Origin of the sequence: Gilliamella sp. B3783, assembly GCF_026536125.1 — a bacterium.
In the GTDB taxonomy this organism is placed as follows: Bacteria; Pseudomonadota; Gammaproteobacteria; order Enterobacterales; family Orbaceae; genus Gilliamella.
In genome coordinates this window covers 93,386-116,360 of record NZ_JAFNOU010000009.1, presented here as the reverse complement: position 1 = coordinate 116,360, position 22,975 = coordinate 93,386, and the positions used below count along the sequence as shown (strand labels likewise).

Here is a 22,975-nt window from a genome sequence, read left to right as displayed (position 1 = left end):
GTAAGAAGTCATCGAAAGATGGTTAAAGATTGATAAAACAGTTTGTTCCGGATTGAGCGATTGATGAAGATATGTGATAATGTTCATCAATTGATGAGAAAGAGAAGACAGAATATGTCTGGCGGTAATAGCGCGGTGGTCCCACCTGACCCCATGCCGAACTCAGAAGTGAAACGCCGTAGTGCCGATGGTAGTGTGGGTATTACCCATGTGAGAGTAGGGTGCCGCCAGACTTTTAAATTAGCGCGAGAGCCCAGCAGAGATGCTGGGCTTTTTTGCTTTTTATGGTTAAATGTAGATGATAAATGACACAGAGGGTCGATGATTTTGAAATTATTACCCCGTTTTAAATGTAGCTAGATATTGATTTACTAAGCACTATGTTATTTATTATTTTTATAAAATAAGAAGATCTCAATTTCCTCTGTTTTTGCTAATCAAAAATTAAGTTATCTATTTTAATTTTCATTTTTTATTCAACTTGTTTAGTCATATCTCAATTAATCTAGGTATTTATTATCGAGTTATACTTCTTGATTTATTTAATGTTAATTTATGCTTTATTTTCTATGCGGTTATGATTCACTCAATATTTATAAGCGGTAATATTAGCAAGCTAATTCATGTGTTTAATTGTTACTATAAAACATAATTATTATAATATGTTAATCTAGAACAAAGGAACGCACTATGGATATTTACCAATTATGTCAACGTTATAGCAATGGAGAGCGTTTCAAATATCTATATTTTTGGAGCCATAAACAGAAGGAACCCGCATCCATTATTACCAAGTCCTGTTTTAGTCAATGGTATCCAAGCCATTTCAACATTGACGGTATTGATTATGCAACGGCTGAGCATTATATGATGGCAGAAAAAGCGAGATTATTTAACGATCAAAAGATGTTACAAGATATCATCCTAAATGCAAATAATCCTGGTTTGGCTAAGGCGCTTGGCCGTCAAATAACAGGATTTATACCTTAAATATGGGAAGAGCAGTGTTTATCTATCGTTATTAAAGGTAACTTAGCCAAATTTTCGCAAAATCAACAATTAGCTAATTTTTTACTAGCTACTCAACAACGTATTTTAGTTGAAGCGAGTCTAGTTGATAACATATGGGGAATCGGTTTATCCCAAGATGCACTGAATATTGATAATCCATTAACGTGGTGTGGCAAAAATTTATTAGGGTTTGCGCTAATGATAGTCCGTGAAAAATTATCTATGTGTTTTAACACAGCTAAAAAAGCCCAATTAATATTGGGCTTTTTAATTCAATAATCATTAATTTTGTGCATTATTTTCTTGGGTGTTGGTTTCCGGTGTTTGTTCTGTTTGTGGTTTTTGAGTATTATCATTCAATTCAGGCAACTCACTAATAGAAACATGCACACTATATTGTTTTCCTTTTTCTTCAGGAAAAAATGTTGTAATTTTTTTGATGGTTTCTTCTGGATTATTGCTAGTAATTGTAATATCCAACAACGGTTTTTGGTGATTTAATGGTAAGTGGTTTTTACCGTGGAATGTTTTAGTATTTTGATTTGCTTCAGCTGCTGTATTTTCTGCTGATTTGATCGGTTCGTTGGCAAAAGCAGTTGAGGTTAATGTGATAAGTGCTAAAGATAATAGTGTTTTTTTCATATTTTCTCCTTAATAAAATAGCTGTTTTTACTTATTATTGATGAATATAAACAAGTAATTTGTGTTCATACTATACGATGTTTGGAGAAAATGTGATAGGAAAAAATAAGATACTAAACGCGTATAGAAGGATTCTTTTGAGTAAAGAAAGCAATATTTTAATTAAAAATATTGCTTATCATAATTATTAACCTAAAAGTAGGGCATCGTCAGTGACTTTTTCGCCTCGTGTTTTTTCAAACATATCTAATAAATCAGTAACGGTTAGTTTATCTCGTTGTTCTCCTGAGACATCAAGTACCACCTGCCCTTGATGAAGCATCACTGTTCTATTACCATATTCTAAAGCTTGTTTCATTGAGTGTGTTACCATTATTGTTGTTAAACGGTTTTTAGAAACAATATCATTAGTTAGTTCTAAAACAAATTGTGCTGTTTTAGGATCGAGTGCAGCAGTATGTTCATCAAGTAATAATACTTTTGAAGGTTGTAATGTTGACATTAATAAACTCACTGCCTGTCGCTGTCCACCAGATAGCAAACCCATCATATCGGATAATCGATTTTCAAGCCCTAAATTTAAAGTAGCTAATTTGTCTTTAAATAAGATACGTAGTTTACGGTTTAGCGCTGGTGACAGGGTAAAACGATGTCCACGGTTGTAGGCAATAGCGAGATTTTCTTCGATAGTTAAATTCTCACAAGTCCCTACCATCGGATCTTGAAATACTCTAGCAACCATACCCGCTCTTTTCCATGCTGGCCAACGCGTAACATCTTGTCCATTTATAATAATACTACCTGAGTCAACAAATAAATCGCCACTAATTACATTAAGTAGTGAGCTTTTTCCCGCACCATTACTTCCTATAATAGTAACAAATTCTCCCTCACTAATATTAAGATTTAATCCGCGTAATACATGATTTTCAATCGGCGTACCCTGATTAAAAGTTAATTGCAATTCTCCAACTTTAATCATGTTTACTTCCTCTTTTCTTTGAATGCTTTTTTAGCTGTTTAGGTAGAACTAAAGCAAGCACAACTAATATTGCAGTAATAAGATTTAAATCTTCTGTACCTACACCTATATTTTGTAAAAATTCGTTACTTAGGGCAAAGGCAATAAATAATCGATACAAAATAGAACCAAAAATAACCGCAAGCATTACAGCCCAAATGCGTTTAGTTGGAAATATACTTTCACCAATGATAATAGAAGCAAGTCCAATAACAATTGTTCCCACACCAATGGTGATATCAGAACCCCCTTGAGTTTGCACAAACAACGATCCACCAAGTGCAATTAGACCATTTGATATAGCCATGCCTAAAATAGTTATCCCTCCTGTCGGAATACCTTGAGATTTGGCCATTCTTTGATTTGTTCCGGTTGCTCGTAATGCTAACCCCATCTGTGTGTTTAAAAATAAATTTAGTATTATCCAAAACACAATGACAAATCCTAATACCATTAATGGTTGGACGATATATTGATTACTGTAATCTTCGGTAATGAAAGGCGAAAATATTGTTCTAGCATCCAATAAAGAGAGGTTAGGCGAACCAGCCATTTTAGGTGTTTCACCCATGATATAAGGTCCAATACCTAAAATTCGTAAATTGATCGAGTAAAGTCCAATCATAACAATAATACTAGAAAGTAACTGTAATATATTGAGTTTGACATACAGTATGCCTGTCAATGCACCTGCAATACAACCAGCAAACATACCTAATAACGTAGCTATCCAAGGATCGATACCGATATAGATACATAATCCACAAACAGCACCGCCAAGTGGAAAACTGGCATCGGCAGTAAGATCAGGAAAATCAAGTAAACGGAATGAGATAAATACACCTAAACTAACCAGTGCATAAATAAGTCCAATTCCAATTGAGCCTAATAAAAATTCAAAAGACATGAAAACGATCCATTAAAAGTAACCGCCAAAGTCGGCGGTTAGGTGTTGAAAGAGTAAAAAATTATTTTTCGACAACTTTTGCTGCAGATTTTAATACATCTTCAGATAATGTCACGCCTTGGCGTTCTGCAGCTTTTTTATTAATTGTTAATTGGGTAACATTACCAATTTGAGGTGGAATATCACCTGGTTTTTCTCCATTGAGTATACGAATGACAATTTTACCAGCTTGTCGACCTAGATCGTAATAACTCATACCCAAAGCGGCAATCGCGCCTCGCTCAGCAGAATCGGGATCGGATGCCAATAAAGGAATTTTACTTTCATTAGCAACTTTGGCTAAAGCTTCATAAGCGGAAACAACATTATTATCGGTTGTTGTATAAATCATATCAACTTTACCCTTTAAGCTTCTAGCTGCAGTTGAGATATCAGAAGTCCGCTGGGCTGGGGCGGCAATAATTTTCATTCCGCGTTTATCTAAAGCCACTTGCAATGCTTTAAGAACAATTGTTGAGTTCACTTCACTTGGGCTATAAACGTAACCAATATTTTTTGCATCAGGTTTAATCTTTAACATCATTTCTATTTGAGAATCTAATGATAGCGCGTCAGATACACCTGTGACATTTGTTTTTGACGCTTCCCAACTTGGCGTTAATTTTGCAGCGACAGGATCGGTAACTGCTGTGAAAACAATCGGAATCGTTTTCGTTGTTGCAACTAATGCTTGCGAGCTGGGTGTGGCAATTGCGACAATAGCATCGGGTTTACTTGCTGCAAACTGTTTAGCAATTTGGGCAGCATTAGCACTACTACCTTGTGCGCTGGCAAATTGTAATTTCAAGTTTTTACCTGCAATATAACCACTCTCTTTTAATTCATCTTCAACCCCTTTACGAACATTGTCTAATGCTGGGTGTTCAACAATTGCAGTGATAGCAACGTATTTTTGTTCATTTTGTGGCTCTGCCGAAGATAAAAAAGCGACTGCCGATAAACCGAGTAGCATACAAATTTTTATAATAGAATTACGCATATGAGTACTCCTGTAATATTTTTTTTACAACCAAACTGAATATTCAGTTACTATAAAGCAAAACTGAATAAATATCTACACTGAAAAATAGTTATGAGTGTAAATATTTCATTACAAGTTAAGTGCAAAACTTAATTATTTTCTCTAATCTTAGTTATTATCTATAGATGATGATTAATTATATATGTTACATTCTATATTGAATATCAATGAGTTTTTGCATGATTATTGCTCACTATAGTGAGCAATATTGTGAAGAAATTTATTGTAGGAATTAGCTATTGCCCAATAACTTTATAAGCAGATTGGATAACGTCGGTTGGTAACGTAATGCCTTGTTTTTTAGCCGCATCAAGGTTAATCACTAACTGTAATGCTTGCCCTATTTCGGGAGCAATGTTACCTGGTTTTTCGCCCTTTAATATTCTAACCACAAGTTTTCCCGATTGTCGACCAACATCGTAATAACTCATACCATAAGCGGCGACGGCTCCTCGCTCTATGGCATCAGGAAATGATGCTAAAAGTGGAATTTTATTTTCATTCGCAAATTTAACTAACGACTCATAGGCTGAAACGACATTGTTATCGGTAGTTGTATAGATTAAATCAACTTTACCTTTTAACGTATTTGCGGCTGTTGAAATATCTGCTGTTCGCTGTGCGGGAACTGCAAAAAGTATCATATTTTGTGCGGCTAGCTGTGTTTGAAGATTTTTTAATACAACAGTTGAGTTAATTTCACTTGGGCTATAAATATAACCAACTGACTTCATGTTAGGAACGATCTTCTTCATAAAATCAATTTGTGGTCCAATTTCTTGGTAATCAGAAACACCGGTAATATTGGTACCTGTAGGCTGCCAATTTTTAACTAATTTAGCTGCAATCGGATCGGTAATGCCAGCAAAAACGATTGGGATTTGTTTAGTCGCTGCCGCAGTTGCTTGGGCACTAGGTGTGGCAATAGCAACAATCACATCAGGTTTTGCCGCGACAAATTGCCGTGCTATTTGAGCTGCTGTTGCACTGCTACCCTGTGCACTTTTATATTGCACAGTTAAATTCTCATTTAATTTAAAGCCACTATTAGTTAACTCATCTTTTACACCATCACGAATTTGATCTAATGAGGGATGTTCAACTATCGCGGTAATAGCTACATTTTTTATCGAATCGGCAAAACTAAAAAAAGGCGTAAGCAAAAACAATATTATCAATAAAATAAAGCGCTTCATAAAATACACTCATCAACTAGTACAATAGTGTCATTCTAGCCTTATTAATAAAAAAAGTTAAGTTGTATTTATAAAATCCTCAAAAATGTAAGTTATATTAGAAATCTAGCTTAGATAACTTTAATGAATAACGCTTTTACACTTGGTTTTTTATTGGGCAAATATAAATGGGTTTATCCCACTTTTGGCATATCCTTCTTCTTCAGTTTTAATATCTAATATTAAGGAAGCAATATCGTCAGCAACGATTTCAATGTGAGGATCTTTATCTTGATCTAAAATTTTTAAGTAACTGTGACAAGCATCACAACACTCCGTTTTTGTTGCAGCTAATTCATTATCTAATGAAAAGTATTGAATATCTTTCATATTGTCACAGCTAGTACATTTTATTCTAGGTACATACCATTCGCTTTCACATAAACTGCAATGTAAATATCGTAAACCATTATTACTACCTAATTGGATAATACTGGCAACAGGCATACTATTACAGACTGGACATAGCCAATTTTTATCTGTGCTTTCTGCTATCGCTTTACCTTTAACTTGGCTGGCAAGTTGGCAGTAATAAACCGATAAAGCAGACCAGATAAATACTGCGTCATTCCCTGCTACACATTCAAACTCACCATTGAGTAAATGAAGTGCTTTTTCTTGTAATTGTTGTGTACTATTTTGTTTCAGCTGGTGTATAACTGAAGTAACTTGTTCGGTTGTGTTAGTCATTAGCGTGAATAACTGATTTAGATAATCTTGCCAAAAGGTCGATAAAGGAAGATTGGCTAAACTTAATGGCGGATATTCACTGTTTTTGATGTTTACAATCTCAATATTAATTGGATTGTGTTTAACTAAATTAGCTTGTTGCTCAGCTATTGCTGCACAAAAGTTAAGATAATCACTGAATGTGCTTTTTGCGGCTAACTCTTTTAGTCGTTTTGCACGACGAATATACAGTGTTTTAGGTGAGGGATAAAATAATAATGGAATTTGCCTAATAACAGAGTTTATAGTTTGTTGTTCAAGTTGCTGCTGAGGGATGATTTTAATACTCATTATTAATGACCATAATTATTATTTTATCTAAATCTTAATGCCAAATTAGCTTATTCCGCTGATCAGTATCAGCGGAGATTAGGCGTTTAATCTACAAAGTTTTATTAAGCGGGCTTTTGTTCTATTTTAGTCGATTGAGCTTCTTTAGCTTCGGTACTTGTTTTAAGTTCTTCTTGGTATATTTTTGACATTTCTGCTTCATACCAAGATGAATGATTTTTTCGTGCCCAAGCACGTGAAACGTAGCCTGTTATCATTCCTTTAATCGAACCTTTAACCCAAATAGCCATATAAGCATGACCAATAGCAAGTAAGATTAAACAAATTGCCGCAAAAGAGTGGAAAAAGATAGCTAAACGAACAATTGGTATTGGAAAGTAATCAGAAACATATCGGCGCCACATGATCATTCCTGTCACAAATAACACAAAAATTAAACTCATAATGCACCAAAATAGAAACTTTTGACCCACATTATATTTGCCAATAGGAATACCTTCTTCTTTACCCATAATCACTTTTTTGAAGTTTTTTATCCAGATAAGATCGTTCTTATTAGGAATATTATGGTGAGCCAGTTTTACAAACATAAACATTAAAAGGACAAACACAATGCAGCCAATAATTGGGTGTAATGCCCTAACTAATTGCGGGGTACCAAGCACTAATCCAAATAATTTTATTGAAGGAAAAAATAATGACAGTCCAGATAGTGCAGTTAAAATAAACAGACATACCATACACCAGTGACAGAAGCGAACAATAAGTGGTGTTCTAAGTATCATGCCTTTCTTATTCATGATGGCTCTCCTGTTGTGATGAATTTGCTGTATTTTTTCGTGAAAAAGCTGGCAAACCTAGTCGTTTTCGGGCTTGTGCATCAGCCTGTTTTTCATGTTCAATGTCTTCTTCATCCACTTCAATTGCGCCAACACCCATATAATGGAACAATAAACCTCCAAATGTTGCAACAAACGCAGCAGCTGAAAGTGGCTTCCATGCACCTTTCCAGAATTTAACAACTTCGCTAATATGTGGATCTTTTGGTAAACCATGGTATAGCTCAGGTTGATCAGCATGATGTAAGACGTACATAACATGAGTTCCCCCTACACCTTGAGGATCATAAAGACCTGCGTGTTCAAAACCGCGTTTTTTCAAATCTTCGATTCGATGTTCTGCATGGCGAATCATATCTTGCTTTGTACCAAAATGGATAGCGCCAGTTGGACAGGTTTTAACACAAGCGGGTTCTTGACCAACCGCTACGCGATCGACACATAAAGTGCATTTGTAAGAATGATTATCTTCTTTACTGACCCGAGGAATATTAAATGGACAACCCGCCACACAGTAACCACAACCAATACAATGCTCTGATTGAAAATCAACAATTCCATTCGCATACTGTATGATTGCACCTTCAGATGGGCAAGCTTTTAAACAACCAGGATCGGCACAGTGCATACAACCATCTTTACGAATAAGCCATTCAAATTTACCATTGACTTCAACTTCTGAATAGCGCATTACCGTCCATGCTTTAGGTTCTAAATCTGCTGGATTATCATATACGCCGACAGTATGACCAATTTCGGCTCGCAAATCATTCCATTCGCTACAAGCGACTTGACATGCTTTGCAACCAATACACGTAGTTACATCAATTAATTTAGCCACTTCTTGTTGATAATCTCGAGCTCGTGGAGCCGGAGTTAATGCATTTGTTGCAGAGCGGCGAATAATATCTTGAGTTTGTAATGACATAATTTTCCCTCCTTTTATGCCGCAGTGGTAACTTTCTCGATATTGACTAAGAATGATTTATATTCTGGAGTTTGTGAATTAGCGTCACCTAAATGTGGCGTTAATTCATTCACTAAAAATCCTTTCTTAGTCTGACCTGTGAATCCCCAAACGATCGGAATTCCAATGGTTTCGATTTCTTTACCATCAACAGTCAATGTTGGAAGGCGCTTAGTCACAACCGCTTTAGCCTTAATATAGCCTCGGTATGAAGTGACTTTTACGGTATCGCCAAGTTTAATACCTTTTTTATTGGCTAGATTTTCACTCAGCTCTATAAATTGTTCAGGTTGAGTAATAGATGCTAGTCTTGCATGCTGAGTCCAAAAATGAAAATGTTCGGTAATACTATAAGTCGTACCCACATAAGGAAATTGTTCAGCATTACCTAATCGCGCTAAATCCTCTTTAAATGCACGAGCCACAGGACTACTAATTTGACTTGGGTGCAGAGGATTGGTCGTAATAGGTGTTTCAAATGGTTCATAATGTTCAGGGAATGGTCCATCAACTAGTCGATTTAAGCAAAATAGTCCACCTAAACCATCATTATTCATGATAAAAGCACCCGCACCAGTGCTTGGTGATAAGGTTGCGGTAAAGTCAGGTACATCGTTTCCTACCCAACTAGAGCCATTCCATTTGACTAAAACGCGTTTAGGATCGTAAGGTTTACCATTTTCATCTGCTGATGCGCGGTTATACAAGACTCGTCGATTCATTGGCCACGCCCAAGCCCAACCAGCATGAACGCCTTTACCTGATGGATCGCTAGGATCGCGTCTTGCCATTTGGTTACCTTGTTCTGTCCAGGAACCACAAAAGATCCAAATACCTGAAGACGTAGTTCCGTCGGCTTTTAATTGGGAAAAACCGCTTAATAACTGGCCTTTTTTAAGTATGACATTGCCATTAGCATCGGTTAAATCTGCTAATGCTCGACCATTACACTCCTTGGATAACTCTTCGGCAGCTGGACCTTCAGGGTCTTGATAATCCCAAGTTAAATTATCGATAGCTTCATGGTACGCACCACCTTCTTCGGCATATAGCTCTTTTATTCTTAAGAAGATACGTGCAATAATTTCTGGATCATATATTGCTTCATAAGGTGGTCTTGCCGCTGCCCAATGCCATTGTAACCATCGAGAAGAGTTTACAATGGTGCCATTTTCTTCTGCAAAGCAGTTTGATGGTAATCTAAAAACTTCTGTTTGGATTTTACTTGGATCGACATCATTAGATTCACCGTGGTTTTTCCAAAATTCGGCTGTCTCTGTTGGCATTGGATCAATGCTTACCAAAAATTTTAGATTGGATAAACCTTCACGAATACTGTTTTTATCAGGTAGCGCGGCAAGTGGATTAAACCCTTGACAAATAAAGCCATTAGCTTGTTTATCACGCATCATCTTACTAAATCTTAAAACATCATACGTTTTGTCCCACTTAGGCAACCAATCAAAACCCCAATCGTTCTCTTTTGTTGATTTATCGCCGTACATTGACTTCATAAAACTGACAAAGAATTTTGGATAATTGCCCCAAAAGTTAACTTCGCTCGGGCCAAGCGGTTTGGGTGTTTTTTCTTCTAAATATTGTGCAAGCGTAATTTGTGATTCTTTTGGTAAATCAAGATAAGCAGGTAAACGGTTAGATAATAAACCGACATCAGTTAAACCTTGAATATTGGAGTGACCACGTAAGGCGTTAATTCCGCCGCCCATTACACCAATATTACCTAAAATAAGTTGTATCATAGCTGCAGTGCGGATAATTTGTGAACCATAAGTATGCTGAGTCCACCCTAAAGCATATAAGAACGTCGCAGCTCTATCATTAGTTTTAGTACTGGCTAAAGATTGGCAAACATGTAAAAAATTGTCAATAGGACTGCCGGTTACTTTATTGACCATTTCAGGTGTATAACGACTAACATGTTGTTTTAATAGGTTCCAAACACAACGAGGATGACTCAGTGTTTTATCCCTGAGGGCATAACCATTTTCATCTTTTTGATAGGCCCATGTTGTTTGATCGTATTGGCGGTTAGATGAATCATAACCACTAAATAAACCGGTATTGGTATCAAAATTGAAATCATCGCGTACGAGTAAACTTGCATTACTGTGGGTTACCAAATATTCAAAGTTGACTTCGTTATGGGTAATTAAATAATTAATCACACCCAGTAAAAATGTGATATCTGTTCCTGAACGAATTGGGACATAATGGTCAGCAACAGAAGCCGTTCGATGAAAACGCGGATCGATGGCGATCAGTTCTGCTCCGTTAGTAATTTTGGCTTCAATAGCCCATTTAAATCCAACTGGGTGGGCTTCAGCTGCATTTCCCCCCATGACAATAACGACATTTGCGTTTTTGATATCATTCCAGTTATTTGTCATTGCGCCGCGTCCAAAAGTGGCCGCTAGGCTTGATACAGAAGGACCATGACAAACCCTTGCTTGGGTTTCAAGGCTTAACATGCCTAACGCACGCGCCACTTTAAAAGCTAACCAACCCGTTTCATTGCTTGCTGCCGATGTGACAAGCCAACCGGTAGTTGTCCAGCGATTAACCGTTGTACCTTTCTCATTTTTTTCGATAAAATTTTTATCTCGGTCAGCTTTCATCAAACGCGCAATGCGATCAATGGCTTCATCCCAACTAATACGTTGCCATTTATCTGAGCCCGGTGCGCGATATTCCGGATATTTAACCCGTTGCTCACTTTTAATATAATCAAGGACACCGGCACCTTTTGGGCACAGTGAACCACGACTAACAGGATGATCAGGATCGCCTTCGATATGAAAAATAGACGATTCGGCATTTTTGGCGCCATCTCCACGGCTGTAGAGTAACATTCCACATCCAACCGAACAGTAGGTACAATTATTACGCGTTTCTTTTGATTTGATTAATTTATATTGGCGAGTTTGTGCGAGTGCTACAGTTGGCGCTAATCCGAGTGTAGCTACCGTTGTTCCTGCCATACCACCAGCACAGATCTTAAAGAACTGTCTACGGTTCAATAGCATATGAACTCCTTAAAAAAGCTGACATTACATTATTTGATTTATTATGTTTGAGGCTATAAACATCCCTATTTATACTAATAATAATCGTTTATTTAATAGAAATAAAGGAAAAAACGGAAATGAACTGACAAAGTTTGACATAGGTCAAAAAAGACAAAAATAAAGGTTTTAAGCTTAGTAAAAAAGATATAAAAAAATTATTTTTTGAAATAAGCTTCAGAAAAGTATTCGATATAAATCTTTATTTTTACTTAATCGTAATCATTGATTTTCTGAAACTTATTGACTATTTTATTGAGCTACTAAAGGATTTATCTCATCTATAGTTTGCATCACTCTTGCCGTAATCAAAGGTTTAAGCGTTTCATGCATAGTGGCAATTTTAGCTAAATTAGCACCACCTTGATCATCTAAATAACCTTGTTCACGTAGTGAGCTGACTAATGTAGCAAATACGCCTTTATCAAAAAACTCTGGGGCATTAATACCATGTAAAACTGATAATCTTTCGGCAATAAGCCGCCCTTCTTTTTCTAAAGTAGCACGACTAATAGACGGATCTTTTTGTAACAAAGAAAACGCAATCATATAGCGCTGCAAAGTATCTTTTGAGGATGAAGCAAGTAATTGTAATGCTGACATTTTTAAATAATTTAAGGTTAATTTATCAGGTGAATAACTAATTAAATTTAACTCAGCGTAAGTTTCAATGATTTTATTCACATATTGAGTAAGTTGTTCATCATTATGATAAAGAAATAGCTCTGATTTGATTAACGGGAATAATAATTTGATTTGATTAATCACTTCTTCTGAAGAAATCCGATTATGCTTTATTAAAATTCTGGCAACTAACGCTGGGATGATTAGCAAATGCTGGATGTTATTACGATAATACGTCATTAGCACGGCTTGCTCTGTTGTTAAGCCAACCATTTCACCCACTTCATCTGTTGTAATCACAAATTTTCCCATTTCTTTAGCGTGTTCAAACAGCTCTTCTGGCGTTTGATCGGGAATGGTTATCAAATCGGAATAAGGGATTTTCTTTAACAATTTTAGAAGATAGTCGATGTGTTCAAGTAGTCTGACTTTAGTTAACGCTCGTTGATCTGCGGCCAATAGTATTGAACAACATAAATTCATCGCATTAATTGCTGCTGACGCATTAATCCGTTCCATAATTTGCTTGGCGAGTAAATTGGTTGTAGGCGTTAACCAGTTAGGGCGGACTGTGCCTGTTGGCTCGATTGCGTCACGCCACTCAGGTATCTGTTGGTTTAAAAATTGATTAAGCAAAATAGGGTGACCAAAGTTGACATAGCCAAAACCTAACTTTTTCAATTTTAAGAAAGCTTTAAGTGTATGCCATAAGCTTTCTTTTTCTTTTTGTGCGCCGCGTAGTTCATTGGCGTAAGTTGCGACTTCTAAAACATGTTCATAACCTATATACACAGGTACAACCGTAATTGGTCTTGCATCACCACGTAACAATGTTTGTACTGTCATCATTAACATGCCTGTTTTAGGATCAAGTAATCTACCTGTACGTGAGCGTCCACCTTCAATAAAATATTCAACAGCGTAACCACGGATAAACAGTTCGGCTAAGTATTCTCTAAACACTGCTGTATATAACTTATTTCCTCTAAATGAGCGACGAATAAAAAAAGCGCCAAGTCGTCTAAATATTGGACCTGCAGGCCAGAAATTCAGGTTTATACCCGCTGCTATGTGAGGCGGGACTAATCCTTGTCGGTAAAGTACGTAGGAGAGTAATAAATAATCCATATGACTACGATGACAAGGCGCATAAACAATCTCATGCCCATTTTGTGCCAGTTCACGCACAGGATCTGCATTGGTGACTTTCAGCCCTTGGTAAAGTTTATGCCAAGCCCAAGTAAGAACAAAGTCTGTCACTCTGAGCATACGATAAGAGAAATTAGCGGCAATTTCGTTTAAATTGGCTAATGCATTTTTTTTAGCTTTATCTAAGCTAATATTTTTACTTTTTGCTTCTTCTTGTATCGCTTCGGCCAGTCTTGGACTATTTAGTAACTTATTTAGCATCTGTTGCCGAACGGGTAATTTGGGACCAACTGATGCCATTCGTAGTTTTGCAAAATGAATACGTGCTACCCGAGCTAGCTTATGTGCTAAAACAGAAATATCCTGTTTTTCATCAAATTCAATAGTCTTAAGTGAAACTGTTTTAGAAAAACGAGTATAACAATCACGCCCAGAAACGATAATCTTAAACAATTTATAGGTTGCACCTAATACTTGTAGTGAAGGCATTTTTTTGCCTTCTTTGTCTGGTCGGCGCCCAAACATAACCGAAACGGGCAACATTTGTATATCAAGATTAGGATTTTGTTGATGAGCCGAAATATAATCTTTTAAAATTTCGATGGTTTTATTTTGTTGGCGATTGGATGCAAAAATACCAGGACCTTTGTCGATATAAATGTAGGCTGGTACAGTTTTACCATTAACCTCTATACTATCTAAAGGGTCGGGTAGCTTATATTGTAAGCATAGTGACCGAACTACCATTAAGTCGATTTGTGAATTATACGGTAGTACATATAAAACAGGTCGGTGCGTATCTAAACCTAGTTCTGTAATTGGATCTGTTGGAATCGGTTTACTTTTGACAAAAAGTTTCACTAGGATCTGGATAAGAAAAAAATAAGCTTTTGTCCACCAAGAGAACATAAAAAAATAAACCTCATACTTTTGTGTTATTGATATACTTTAATCTCTTTAATTTTTAACTTATCAACCAAACTTAAAATAAGTATGTTGTTGGTAAAGCTAAATAATGCATCTTTAACACCAGAAAAGAGCAATGTATTGAGTATATACTTGTTAGCATTTTATCGTTAGTTAATTTGCACAATCTTTAGACCGTATTATTTTAATAACTTAAAAGATAAGTTATAACGATATTATCCAGTATTATAAATATTTATTAATCATGACACTACGAATAAATTGATTTTTTGTTATTACTTATTAAAAACAATGTAAAATTTGCCCCTATCTTTATGAAGCTAGGTAGTCTAAGTGTCTGCTATTCATAGGAATGAATCTTACATTTTATTGCATAATGGAGCTATTGTTTACAGCGATATAACACATCTAAGATATAACGCAATTGTTTAACATCAAGCTGTCCGGGGGCTGATGCATTTTTAGCCGCACCAAATGTCATTGCTGAACCAAATATTGTGCCAGCTATTCGACTAATTGCGCCAAGACCAGCCATTGACATAGTGATAATTGGTTTAGTGGCATACATTTCATTCATTTCGGTGGTGGCGGCAAGAAGTGTTAATACATCTTCAGTCTTTTTGGGCATAACCGCAATTTTAGGGATATCTGCACCTAAATCTTGCATTTTACGTAATCGATAAATAATACCGCTTTTAGTCGGTGTTTTTTCAAAATCGTGATTTGAAGCCACAACAAAGACATTATTTTTATGGGCAACATCGATAATTTCTTTAACATAGCTATCACCAATAAACACCTCAACGTCAATTAAATCAACTAAACCGCTTGATGCCATCGTTTTATTTAACTCAACATAAGCGCTTAACGGCCAAGGTTTTACCCCCCCTTCATTTGCAGTTCGAAAGGTAAATAAAATCGGTTTATTTGGTAATAAATCAGCCATTTTTTTTGCCATGGCCTTTACCGAGTCGAGATTATCAACGTGACAATAATGATCGGCACGCCATTCTAAAACATCAAAATCGATATCTTGTAGATAGGTAATTTCTTCAAGCAGTTCTTCTTCAGTTTTACCAACTAGTGGCACAATGATTTTAGGGGCACCTTTACCTATCTCTATATTTTTTATAGTAATTGTTTTCATGTCATATCCTATTAGCAATAAATTTTTATTAATAGAAAGTAATAATGTATCGCTTTTCTTTGATATTAAGTCAGATAGCAATTTGAAGCTCAATAAATTGATACTATCTTTTTTTAGTCATTTAAATCGTTATAATTAGCTAGTAATTCAATCCAAAAAAAATCTTGCTATCTATTAATCATTAAATCCCATTTTCTCTTTTACATACTCAATGGGGGCATCCTCACCCGTCCAAATTTTTATTTGAGCAGCACCCTGCCATAACATCATGCCAATACCATTTAAGGTTTTACAACCTTGTTTTTCAGCAATTTCTAATAATTTGGTTTTGCGAGGGCTATAAATACAATCAGTGACGACAAGCTCAGGCCTTAGTAGAGTAGGGTCGGTTATTAAACTCTGTCCTTCTAGTGGTTTCATGCCAACCCCAGTCGCATTACATAGTACGGCACTATCAGCTATTGCTTTACGTAATTGCGTTTCATTGGCAAGATCAAAAACCTGAACTTTACACTTGGTGTTTTCATTCAATTTTTTAGCAACAGTTTCAATTTTAGCATAGCAATCATCTTTTTGATTGAAGATAGCAATCTCATTTACTCCGTCGAGCGCTGCTTGAACCACAATTGCTGTTGCTGCACCACCTGCTCCAAGTATTGTCATTTTTTTGCCAATAACATCAACCCCAGCTTCTTTGAGCATGCGCATATAACCAATACCATCTGTGTTATAACCGGTCAATACACCATTATCATTAGAGATAGTATTACAAGCGCCACTCATTTCAACAGCAGGAGTCAACTTATCCAAATAGTTACAAACCAATTGTTTATTTGGCATAGATACAGCGCTACCACGTAATCCTAGTGCACGAAGCCCTTTTATAGCATCGGCTAGCTTTTCTTGATCGACTTCAAAAGCTAAATAGACATAAGGAATATCCAATTTAGAATAAATGGTATTTTGCATTTGAGGGGATAAGCTGTGACGAATAGGATATGCCATTAAACCAATCAGTAAAAAATGACCGTCTATATTACTTCTCATTAGCAACACTCCATAACAAACTTTTGTAGATCGCAGAACTTAATTTTTAAATAGAGTAAGTAATCAATTCTATTACCTAGGTTTTTATCTTGTACAATTAAAACTGCATTAAACACCATTATAACTGGATTGAGTGACAATGATAAGAAAGTTATTCTATAACACATTGAATAATCGGTATCTTATTGTGCGCTAATAACCAATTTAATGTATTGTACTTTATATTGAAAAGTTAATTTATATAAATGATAAATTTTATGAAATTATTGCGCTGAGCTTATACCGATTATTTTATCGCTTAGCCATTATTGTCGAATCTCAACAATCATTTATAGTCGATTCTGTAACGTGTCGAATGTTATCAATAATTGTATAAGTTTGATAACTGATGCTTAAAATCAAAGAGTTAAATTAACCAAATTGAAAAAAATCGTTGATTAATTAAGCTAGCCTTTTTAAGTTAAGCCTATCATAAATCGTTAAAACTAAGCGCAAATCTACATTGCTACTGTTAAATCTGCTAATTAGTGAGTGTACACTATCAATTGCACTTTCAGTATCGATCACCTAAAATGCTAAGCTTTCCTGATTAACCGAAAATCTTTTTATGAATATAGTGCTTGATTTGTTTTCGTCCATAAATGCAGTTGTTGTCGCGGTAGTTTGCATGTTAATTTTATCGCTCTGCCGTGTTCATGTCGTAATTAGTTTAATTATTGGGGCATTTATAGGTGGGCTATTTAGTCATTTATCATTAAAAGAAACCATTGATGCCTTTAATACCGGTATTAGTAATGGTGCTAATATTGCCTTATCTTATGCTATGCTTGGTGCCTTTGCGGTTGCAATATCAAAATCAGGCTTACCAGAGTTATTGGCCGATAAAGCTATTGAGCAGCTGACATCAAGCAGCGCGAAAACCCGAATTAAATGGTTATTAATCATTATTATTGCATTAGTGAGTATTTCCTCACAAAATGTTATTCCTATTCATATTGCCTTTATACCACTTTTAATTCCACCGCTTTTATATGTTATGTCACGTTTGCAATTAGATAGACGAATGATTGCTTGTATTATGACATTTGGTCTTATCACACCTTATATGTTTTTACCCGTAGGTTTTGGCAACATCTTTTTAAATCAGATTTTATTAAAAAATATTATCTCATCAGGTATGGATGTGAGCCATGTCAACGTCATGCATGCTATGGCAATACCTGCTCTGGGTATGTTTATCGGTTTATTATGGGCGATTTTTGTCAGTTACCGAAAACCTCGTGAATATAAAATTATTCGCCAAGAGACCAATTTATCCGCGTTGAATAATCTGAATAAGCGTTCACTTTTTGTTTCACTTTTAGCAATAGTGCTATCGTTTAGTATCCAACTTTATACTGGCTCAATGATTCTAGGCGCCTTAATTGGTTTTATTTGTTTTATTGTATCAGGCACAATTAAATGGGGCGAAGCCGACGGTGTTTTTACTGATGGTATAAAAATGATGGCAATGATTGGTTTTGTGATGATTTCTGCACAAGGTTTTGCCGAAGTTTTAAAACAAACTCACGAAATTGAGCCTTTAGTTATTAATAGTGCAGCTTTATTTGCTGGCAACAAAGTGATAGCCTCATTTATGATGATGTTAGTCGGATTAGTGATTACATTAGGTATAGGCTCTTCATTCTCAACTGTGCCAATTATTGCTGCTATCTATGTACCACTTTGTGTTCAACTTGGTTTTTCACCGATTGCAACAGTCTGTTTAATTGGTGCATCAGGCGCTATTGGCGATGCTGGTTCTCCTCCATCTGATACTATCTTAGCAACCTCAGCTGGGCTTAATAGTGACGGGCAGCACGACCATATTCGTGATAGTGTTATTCCAACTTTCACCCATTTTAATATCCCCTTATTTATTGCGGGTTGGGTGGGTTCATTAATTTTATAATAAGTCGCTCTCTAATTGAGCAAGGTTATTCTCTTGTATGAATAAAAAATTATACCCTAACATTCGTGCAGTTTGTGCACAGGTCATTTTTAATGTATTGGAAGGTGGGCAATCACTCAATACAGCGTTAACTGCTGAACATGATAAAATAGCTGATAAAGATCGTAGTTTAGTTCAAGAGATTTGTTTTGGGGTAATGCGAGTATTACCTGAGCTCAATTTTTATATTCATCATCTCATGGCTAAAGTCATGACTGGCAAAAATAGCGTTTTGCATTATCTATTATTTGTCGGGATTTACCAGATTCTTTATACCCGTATTCCTGAACATGCCGCAGTTGGTGAAACGGTCAATGCGGTTAATGTTTTAAAAAAATCGTCACTAAAGGGTTTGATTAATGGTGTATTACGTGAATTTTTACGCCAACAAGCCTCGTTACAACAAACTTTTAGTCAAAGCAGCAAAGAGCAAACAAGCCGAACATTACACCCAAGTTGGTTAGTTAATCGCCTTAAGCAAGCTTATCCTGATAAATGGCAAGCAATTATTGCTGCTAATAATCAAAAACCACCTATGTGGTTGCGTGTTAATCAAAATCACTATTGTGTAGCTGATTACCAGCAACGATTAGCTGACATAAACATTGAATCACAAGTTTATCCATCAATGCCAAGTGCATTACAGATAATTACACCGGTTAACGTGAACAAATTACCTTCTTTTGAAGACGGTGCGGTAACGGTACAGGATTTATCTGCCCAATATGCCGCTTACTTATTGGCACCTCAAAATGGTGAACAGATATTAGATATGTGCGCAGCACCAGGCGGTAAAACTACGCATATTTTAGAAATAGCGCCACAAGCCCACCTATTGGCTGTTGATGTTGATGCTAATCGAGCAAAACGTATTGAACAAAATTTGCAACGTTTAAAACAGCACGCCGAAGTCAAAGTAGGTGATGGTTTAACCCCTGAAAAATGGTGTAAAGGACGAATTTTTGATCGCATTTTGCTTGATGCACCTTGTTCGGCAACAGGGGTGATTCGGCGACATCCTGATATCAAGTGGTTACGTCGTGATAGCGATATTGCTCAATTAGTTGCGTTACAGTACGCTATTTTAACTCAAATTTGGCCCTATTTGAAAATAGGGGGAACCTTAGTCTATGCTACTTGTTCAATCTTACCAGATGAAAACAGTGCACAGATCACGCGTTTTCTTAATGAATATCGTGATGCCCAATTACAAGGTGAAATTAAACAACTACTACCAAGTGAGCATGGCGGTGACGGCTTCTTCTACGCGGTATTGCAGAAAATTTAACGCTTAAAGGTGAGCGCTGTTTTTTGCTCATAGATAGGGTCTTTAGAGTTTATGATAAGAAATAAAGCTTTTTATGACTTATTATGCTCAACTGAGCATAGTGATTTATTTCCTATTTTATTGACGAGAAAGGCTTTATCTTATTGGTTAATTTTTTGAGAAGATAAAAAATTACAATCGTACACAAAAATGGCACACCCAAAATTACCCACAACCCAGCAGGATCAAATTCACCGTCAGCTAAAGCAATACCCGTATAATTAAGAAAATCATCAATCACGTAAGCAAGCTTTTCGAGCAAACGAAATGTTGGTTTTGACAAAAAAACCACTGCTTGACAGATAAGATAGATCGCTATGAATACGAGAATCGAAGGTAAGCGTTTTCTAGGTTGGTTTGATGTTATCATATTGATATTATTCGTATGTAAATTTTGCATCATTTAAAACAATTAAACTCAACTCACCATTTAATAATAACGACGAGATCAAAGTGTTAATTGTACTAAACGTTAATTTTAACAGATGTTAACCGTTTAGCAAGGTGATGGTAGATGATTGTTTTTTCTATTTTTAAAAAGGATTTTTTACTTATAGATATAGCAAATTGTGATCGTTATTTCTATTGGGATTTTTTTAGTAAAAATACCTGAGTAAAAGAATTTTGAGCTAAATAACAAGGCAAGGTTAAACCATTTGTATTAATCAAGCTGGGATTGATAGTTTTTGTAGTATTAATTAAATCAAACTGATTAACGCATCAAATAGGATGATATATATTATTAATACATATCATCCTTTACCGATTAGCTGTATTTTTTTATTCTTTGAGCTAACTGTTTTGAATGTTCTAAGGCATTTGCTTTTATTTCACTTTCACCTTTCATAATTGGAGAAACACCATAGAGTAATGCCGGTGGAAGATATTCCATTTGTGTGTAGCGTGCTGAAACCTTAACCGATTCAAGTAAATTTTTGATTAAATCGGCGCTATATTCTTGAAAGTTTTGCTCAGCTTGCCCAATTGTTAAACTTGGTAATAACTTTTTACCTTTTAATTTATCGCCTTGTGAGCCATAAGCAAATTGGTAGGTTAATACCTGATCAAACCATATTTTAAGTATTGCTGGCATGTTAAACCAATACATAGGGTATTGTAGAACGATAAGATCATGCCTCAGTAAAGCGGCTTGTTCCTCTTGTACATTGATTTTGTAATCTGGATAAAGTTGGTGAATATTACGAATTTCTAAATCCGTAATCTGTTTTTGCAATGATTCTATAATGGTTTTGTTTGCAATAGATTGTTCAATATTGGGATGACCTAAAATAATTAATGCCATGATGATTCCTTTTGGATTTATACTATAAAAATATGAGTGACTATTATTAGTTTATGCCTTAATAGGTTTATGGCAATATCTATCAAATTAGATAGTTATAAACTTAAAGCGTTAGGTAGTTAAATGGAATTAGACAAGCAAAGCACTGTAAAAACGTATAACAATAAAACGTATTATTGCCCTATCAGTTTAGCGATGGATTTAGTTGGTGGAAAATGGAAAGGGGTGATACTTCATTATTTACTTTCTGGCGAAAAACGCTTTAGTGAATTAAAAACCATCATCCCAGAAATTACCGATATGACATTAAGTCTTCAACTTAAAAAGCTTGAAGAGGATGGCTTAATTACTCGCACTGTTTTTGGGGATAAACCGCCATTAAAAGTGTTATATAGATTGACCCCACAGGGTGAACGGATACGTCCTGCATTAGAACAACTTTGCTTGTGGGCATTAACGTTATGACATCCTATAATGATATGGGTAAGTATTAAAATGGTTTTGATAAATTGAAATTCAACCAAATACAATTATTAAAATTAAAAAGTCAAAGACACTTTGACGAATTCAATTTATGTTTAGATACTGAATATAAAACACCTTACCCATTTGGACAATCTTTTTTAGATATGATAAATTCTGGCTTCGTTTCACGTTATAAAGATTTTCTGATATGGCTTACACACTTACCTACAATGATTTACCTGAAAATATTCAATCTTGGCAAGGTTTACCGCTATCTTTGAATGGATGCGAAGTGGTACCCCTTGACTATAATGCGGGTAAAACAGGTTGGATTATTTATGGCAAAAAATTAAATAAAACTGTTTTATCAAAATTCCAAAACCAACTTGCTATGCCCATGGTAATTGTGTCATCGTGGAAAATTAAAACATATCAGATCGTTAGAATTGCGGGAGTTATGCCTAAAAAGGCTAAGTCCATTTCATTGGCTTTAAATATTGATGTTGCGCCCATTGATAATTTGCCATCATTACATTCACCGGGACTACTTGTTATGGATATGGATTCGACCGCAATTGGTATTGAATGCATTGATGAGCTGGCTAAATTACAGGGGGTTGGTGAACAAGTGGCTGCTGTGACGGAACAAGCCATGCGTGGCGAACTTGACTTTGCTACAAGTTTACGTAAAAGAGTAGCAACACTTAAAGGTGCCCAGCAAACTATTTTGCAACAGGTGAAAGACACGTTACCTCTTACGCCAGGCTTATCTTATTTAGTGAGAGAATTACATAAAAAAAATTGGCATGTTGCAATCGCTTCAGGCGGCTTTACCTATTTTGCTGATCATCTAAAACAAAAGTTAAAGTTAGTTGATGCTTATGCCAATGAGTTAGAAATTAAAAACGGTAAATTAACTGGTAAGGTTATCGGGCCGATTGTTGATGCAAAATACAAAGCCAGAACCTTACAGCATTTAGCGACATCACTAGATATTCCAATAGAGCAAACTGTTGCTATAGGTGATGGTGCTAATGATCTAATGATGCTTCGTATAGCGGGTCTTGGTGTAGCTTATCATGGTAAACCCAAAGTGGTGGAAAAAGCACGGATTAGCATTAATTATGCGGATTTAACCGGATTGTGGTGTATTTTATCAACCAGTTTATTAAGTGAAGGTTAGGAGAAGA

The 22,975-nt window shown here is 35.8% G+C and carries 18 protein-coding genes, 1 rRNA gene and 1 pseudogene; 6 read left to right on the top strand and 14 right to left on the bottom strand.

Annotated elements, in window-relative coordinates; all coding sequences use genetic code 11:
• Window positions 1–117: 117 nt before the first annotated feature.
• A 5S ribosomal RNA gene (gene rrf, locus J3U59_RS10330) occupies window positions 118–233 on the top strand.
• A 457-nt stretch (window positions 234–690) separates the two neighbouring features.
• A pseudogene (locus J3U59_RS10325) lies at window positions 691–1,290 on the top strand (NADAR family protein).
• Window positions 1,291–1,293: 3 nt separating this feature from the next.
• Here the strand turns inward: J3U59_RS10325 and J3U59_RS10320 are convergent.
• The 12 genes from J3U59_RS10320 to J3U59_RS10265 all read right to left on the bottom strand — a co-directional run bounded on the left by J3U59_RS10320 (window position 1,294) and on the right by J3U59_RS10265 (window position 16,700).
• Complete coding sequence (locus J3U59_RS10320) at window positions 1,294–1,653, bottom strand: hypothetical protein (protein ID WP_267334106.1); 360 nt, start codon at window positions 1,651–1,653, stop codon at window positions 1,294–1,296.
• A 187-nt stretch (window positions 1,654–1,840) separates the two neighbouring features.
• Window positions 1,841–2,635, bottom strand: a complete 795-nt coding sequence (locus J3U59_RS10315; protein WP_267334107.1) for an ABC transporter ATP-binding protein — start codon at window positions 2,633–2,635, stop codon at window positions 1,841–1,843.
• Window positions 2,628–3,581: an ABC transporter permease gene (locus tag J3U59_RS10310; RefSeq protein WP_267334108.1), complete on the bottom strand. Its 954-nt coding sequence runs from the start codon at window positions 3,579–3,581 to the stop codon at window positions 2,628–2,630. Before J3U59_RS10310 ends, J3U59_RS10315 begins: the two co-directional genes overlap by 8 nt.
• A 61-nt stretch (window positions 3,582–3,642) precedes the next feature.
• On the bottom strand, window positions 3,643–4,620 hold the full coding sequence (locus tag J3U59_RS10305; RefSeq protein ID WP_267334109.1) for an ABC transporter substrate-binding protein: 978 nt from the start codon (window positions 4,618–4,620) through the stop codon (window positions 3,643–3,645).
• Window positions 4,621–4,898: 278 nt separating this feature from the next.
• Window positions 4,899–5,858: an ABC transporter substrate-binding protein gene (locus J3U59_RS10300; protein WP_267334110.1), complete on the bottom strand. Its 960-nt coding sequence runs from the start codon at window positions 5,856–5,858 to the stop codon at window positions 4,899–4,901.
• 150 nt (window positions 5,859–6,008) lie between these two features.
• A complete protein-coding gene (gene fdhE, locus J3U59_RS10295) occupies window positions 6,009–6,917 on the bottom strand; it encodes a formate dehydrogenase accessory protein FdhE (protein ID WP_267334111.1) in 909 nt (302 codons plus the stop codon).
• Window positions 6,918–7,021: 104 nt separating this feature from the next.
• Window positions 7,022–7,717, bottom strand: coding sequence for a formate dehydrogenase subunit gamma (locus tag J3U59_RS10290; protein WP_267334112.1), 696 nt, complete (start codon window positions 7,715–7,717; stop codon window positions 7,022–7,024).
• Entirely contained in the window at window positions 7,710–8,684 is a 975-nt protein-coding gene (gene fdxH / locus J3U59_RS10285; protein ID WP_323849464.1) for a formate dehydrogenase subunit beta, read from the bottom strand. The genes J3U59_RS10290 and fdxH overlap by 8 nt, the downstream gene beginning before the upstream one ends.
• A gap of 14 nt (window positions 8,685–8,698) precedes the next feature.
• Window positions 8,699–11,767, bottom strand: coding sequence for a formate dehydrogenase-N subunit alpha (gene fdnG, locus J3U59_RS10280; RefSeq protein ID WP_267334113.1), 3,069 nt, complete (start codon window positions 11,765–11,767; stop codon window positions 8,699–8,701).
• Between the two features lie 291 nt (window positions 11,768–12,058).
• Window positions 12,059–14,488, bottom strand: coding sequence for a glycerol-3-phosphate 1-O-acyltransferase PlsB (gene plsB, locus J3U59_RS10275; protein ID WP_267334114.1), 2,430 nt, complete (start codon window positions 14,486–14,488; stop codon window positions 12,059–12,061).
• A 400-nt stretch (window positions 14,489–14,888) separates the two neighbouring features.
• A complete protein-coding gene (aroD, locus tag J3U59_RS10270) occupies window positions 14,889–15,653 on the bottom strand; it encodes a type I 3-dehydroquinate dehydratase (protein WP_267334115.1) in 765 nt (254 codons plus the stop codon).
• Window positions 15,654–15,827: 174 nt separating this feature from the next.
• Complete coding sequence (locus tag J3U59_RS10265; protein WP_267334116.1) at window positions 15,828–16,700, bottom strand: shikimate dehydrogenase; 873 nt, start codon at window positions 16,698–16,700, stop codon at window positions 15,828–15,830.
• A 607-nt stretch (window positions 16,701–17,307) separates the two neighbouring features.
• Here J3U59_RS10265 and J3U59_RS10260 point away from each other — a divergent pair.
• Both J3U59_RS10260 and rsmB read left to right on the top strand, forming a co-directional pair.
• Complete coding sequence (locus J3U59_RS10260; RefSeq protein WP_267334117.1) at window positions 17,308–18,651, top strand: Na+/H+ antiporter family protein; 1,344 nt, start codon at window positions 17,308–17,310, stop codon at window positions 18,649–18,651.
• A 37-nt stretch (window positions 18,652–18,688) separates the two neighbouring features.
• Window positions 18,689–19,978 (top strand): 16S rRNA (cytosine(967)-C(5))-methyltransferase RsmB, encoded by a 1,290-nt coding sequence (rsmB, locus tag J3U59_RS10255; protein WP_267334118.1) that lies wholly within the window; start codon window positions 18,689–18,691, stop codon window positions 19,976–19,978.
• Window positions 19,979–20,090: 112 nt separating this feature from the next.
• On the opposite strand, the gene J3U59_RS10250 is transcribed toward rsmB, so the two are convergent.
• Window positions 20,091–20,300, bottom strand: coding sequence for a hypothetical protein (locus J3U59_RS10250; RefSeq protein WP_267334119.1), 210 nt, complete (start codon window positions 20,298–20,300; stop codon window positions 20,091–20,093).
• Between the two features lie 483 nt (window positions 20,301–20,783).
• Entirely contained in the window at window positions 20,784–21,320 is a 537-nt protein-coding gene (locus J3U59_RS10245; protein ID WP_267334120.1) for an NAD(P)H-dependent oxidoreductase, read from the bottom strand.
• 123 nt (window positions 21,321–21,443) lie between these two features.
• Between J3U59_RS10245 and J3U59_RS10240 the strand changes: the two genes are divergently transcribed.
• A complete protein-coding gene (locus tag J3U59_RS10240; RefSeq protein ID WP_065799233.1) occupies window positions 21,444–21,785 on the top strand; it encodes a winged helix-turn-helix transcriptional regulator in 342 nt (113 codons plus the stop codon).
• A 208-nt stretch (window positions 21,786–21,993) separates the two neighbouring features.
• Window positions 21,994–22,968 carry a phosphoserine phosphatase gene (serB, locus tag J3U59_RS10235; RefSeq protein ID WP_267334121.1) on the top strand — a complete coding sequence of 325 codons (975 nt, stop codon included), beginning with the start codon at window positions 21,994–21,996 and terminating at the stop codon, window positions 22,966–22,968.
• Window positions 22,969–22,975 lie beyond the last annotated feature (7 nt).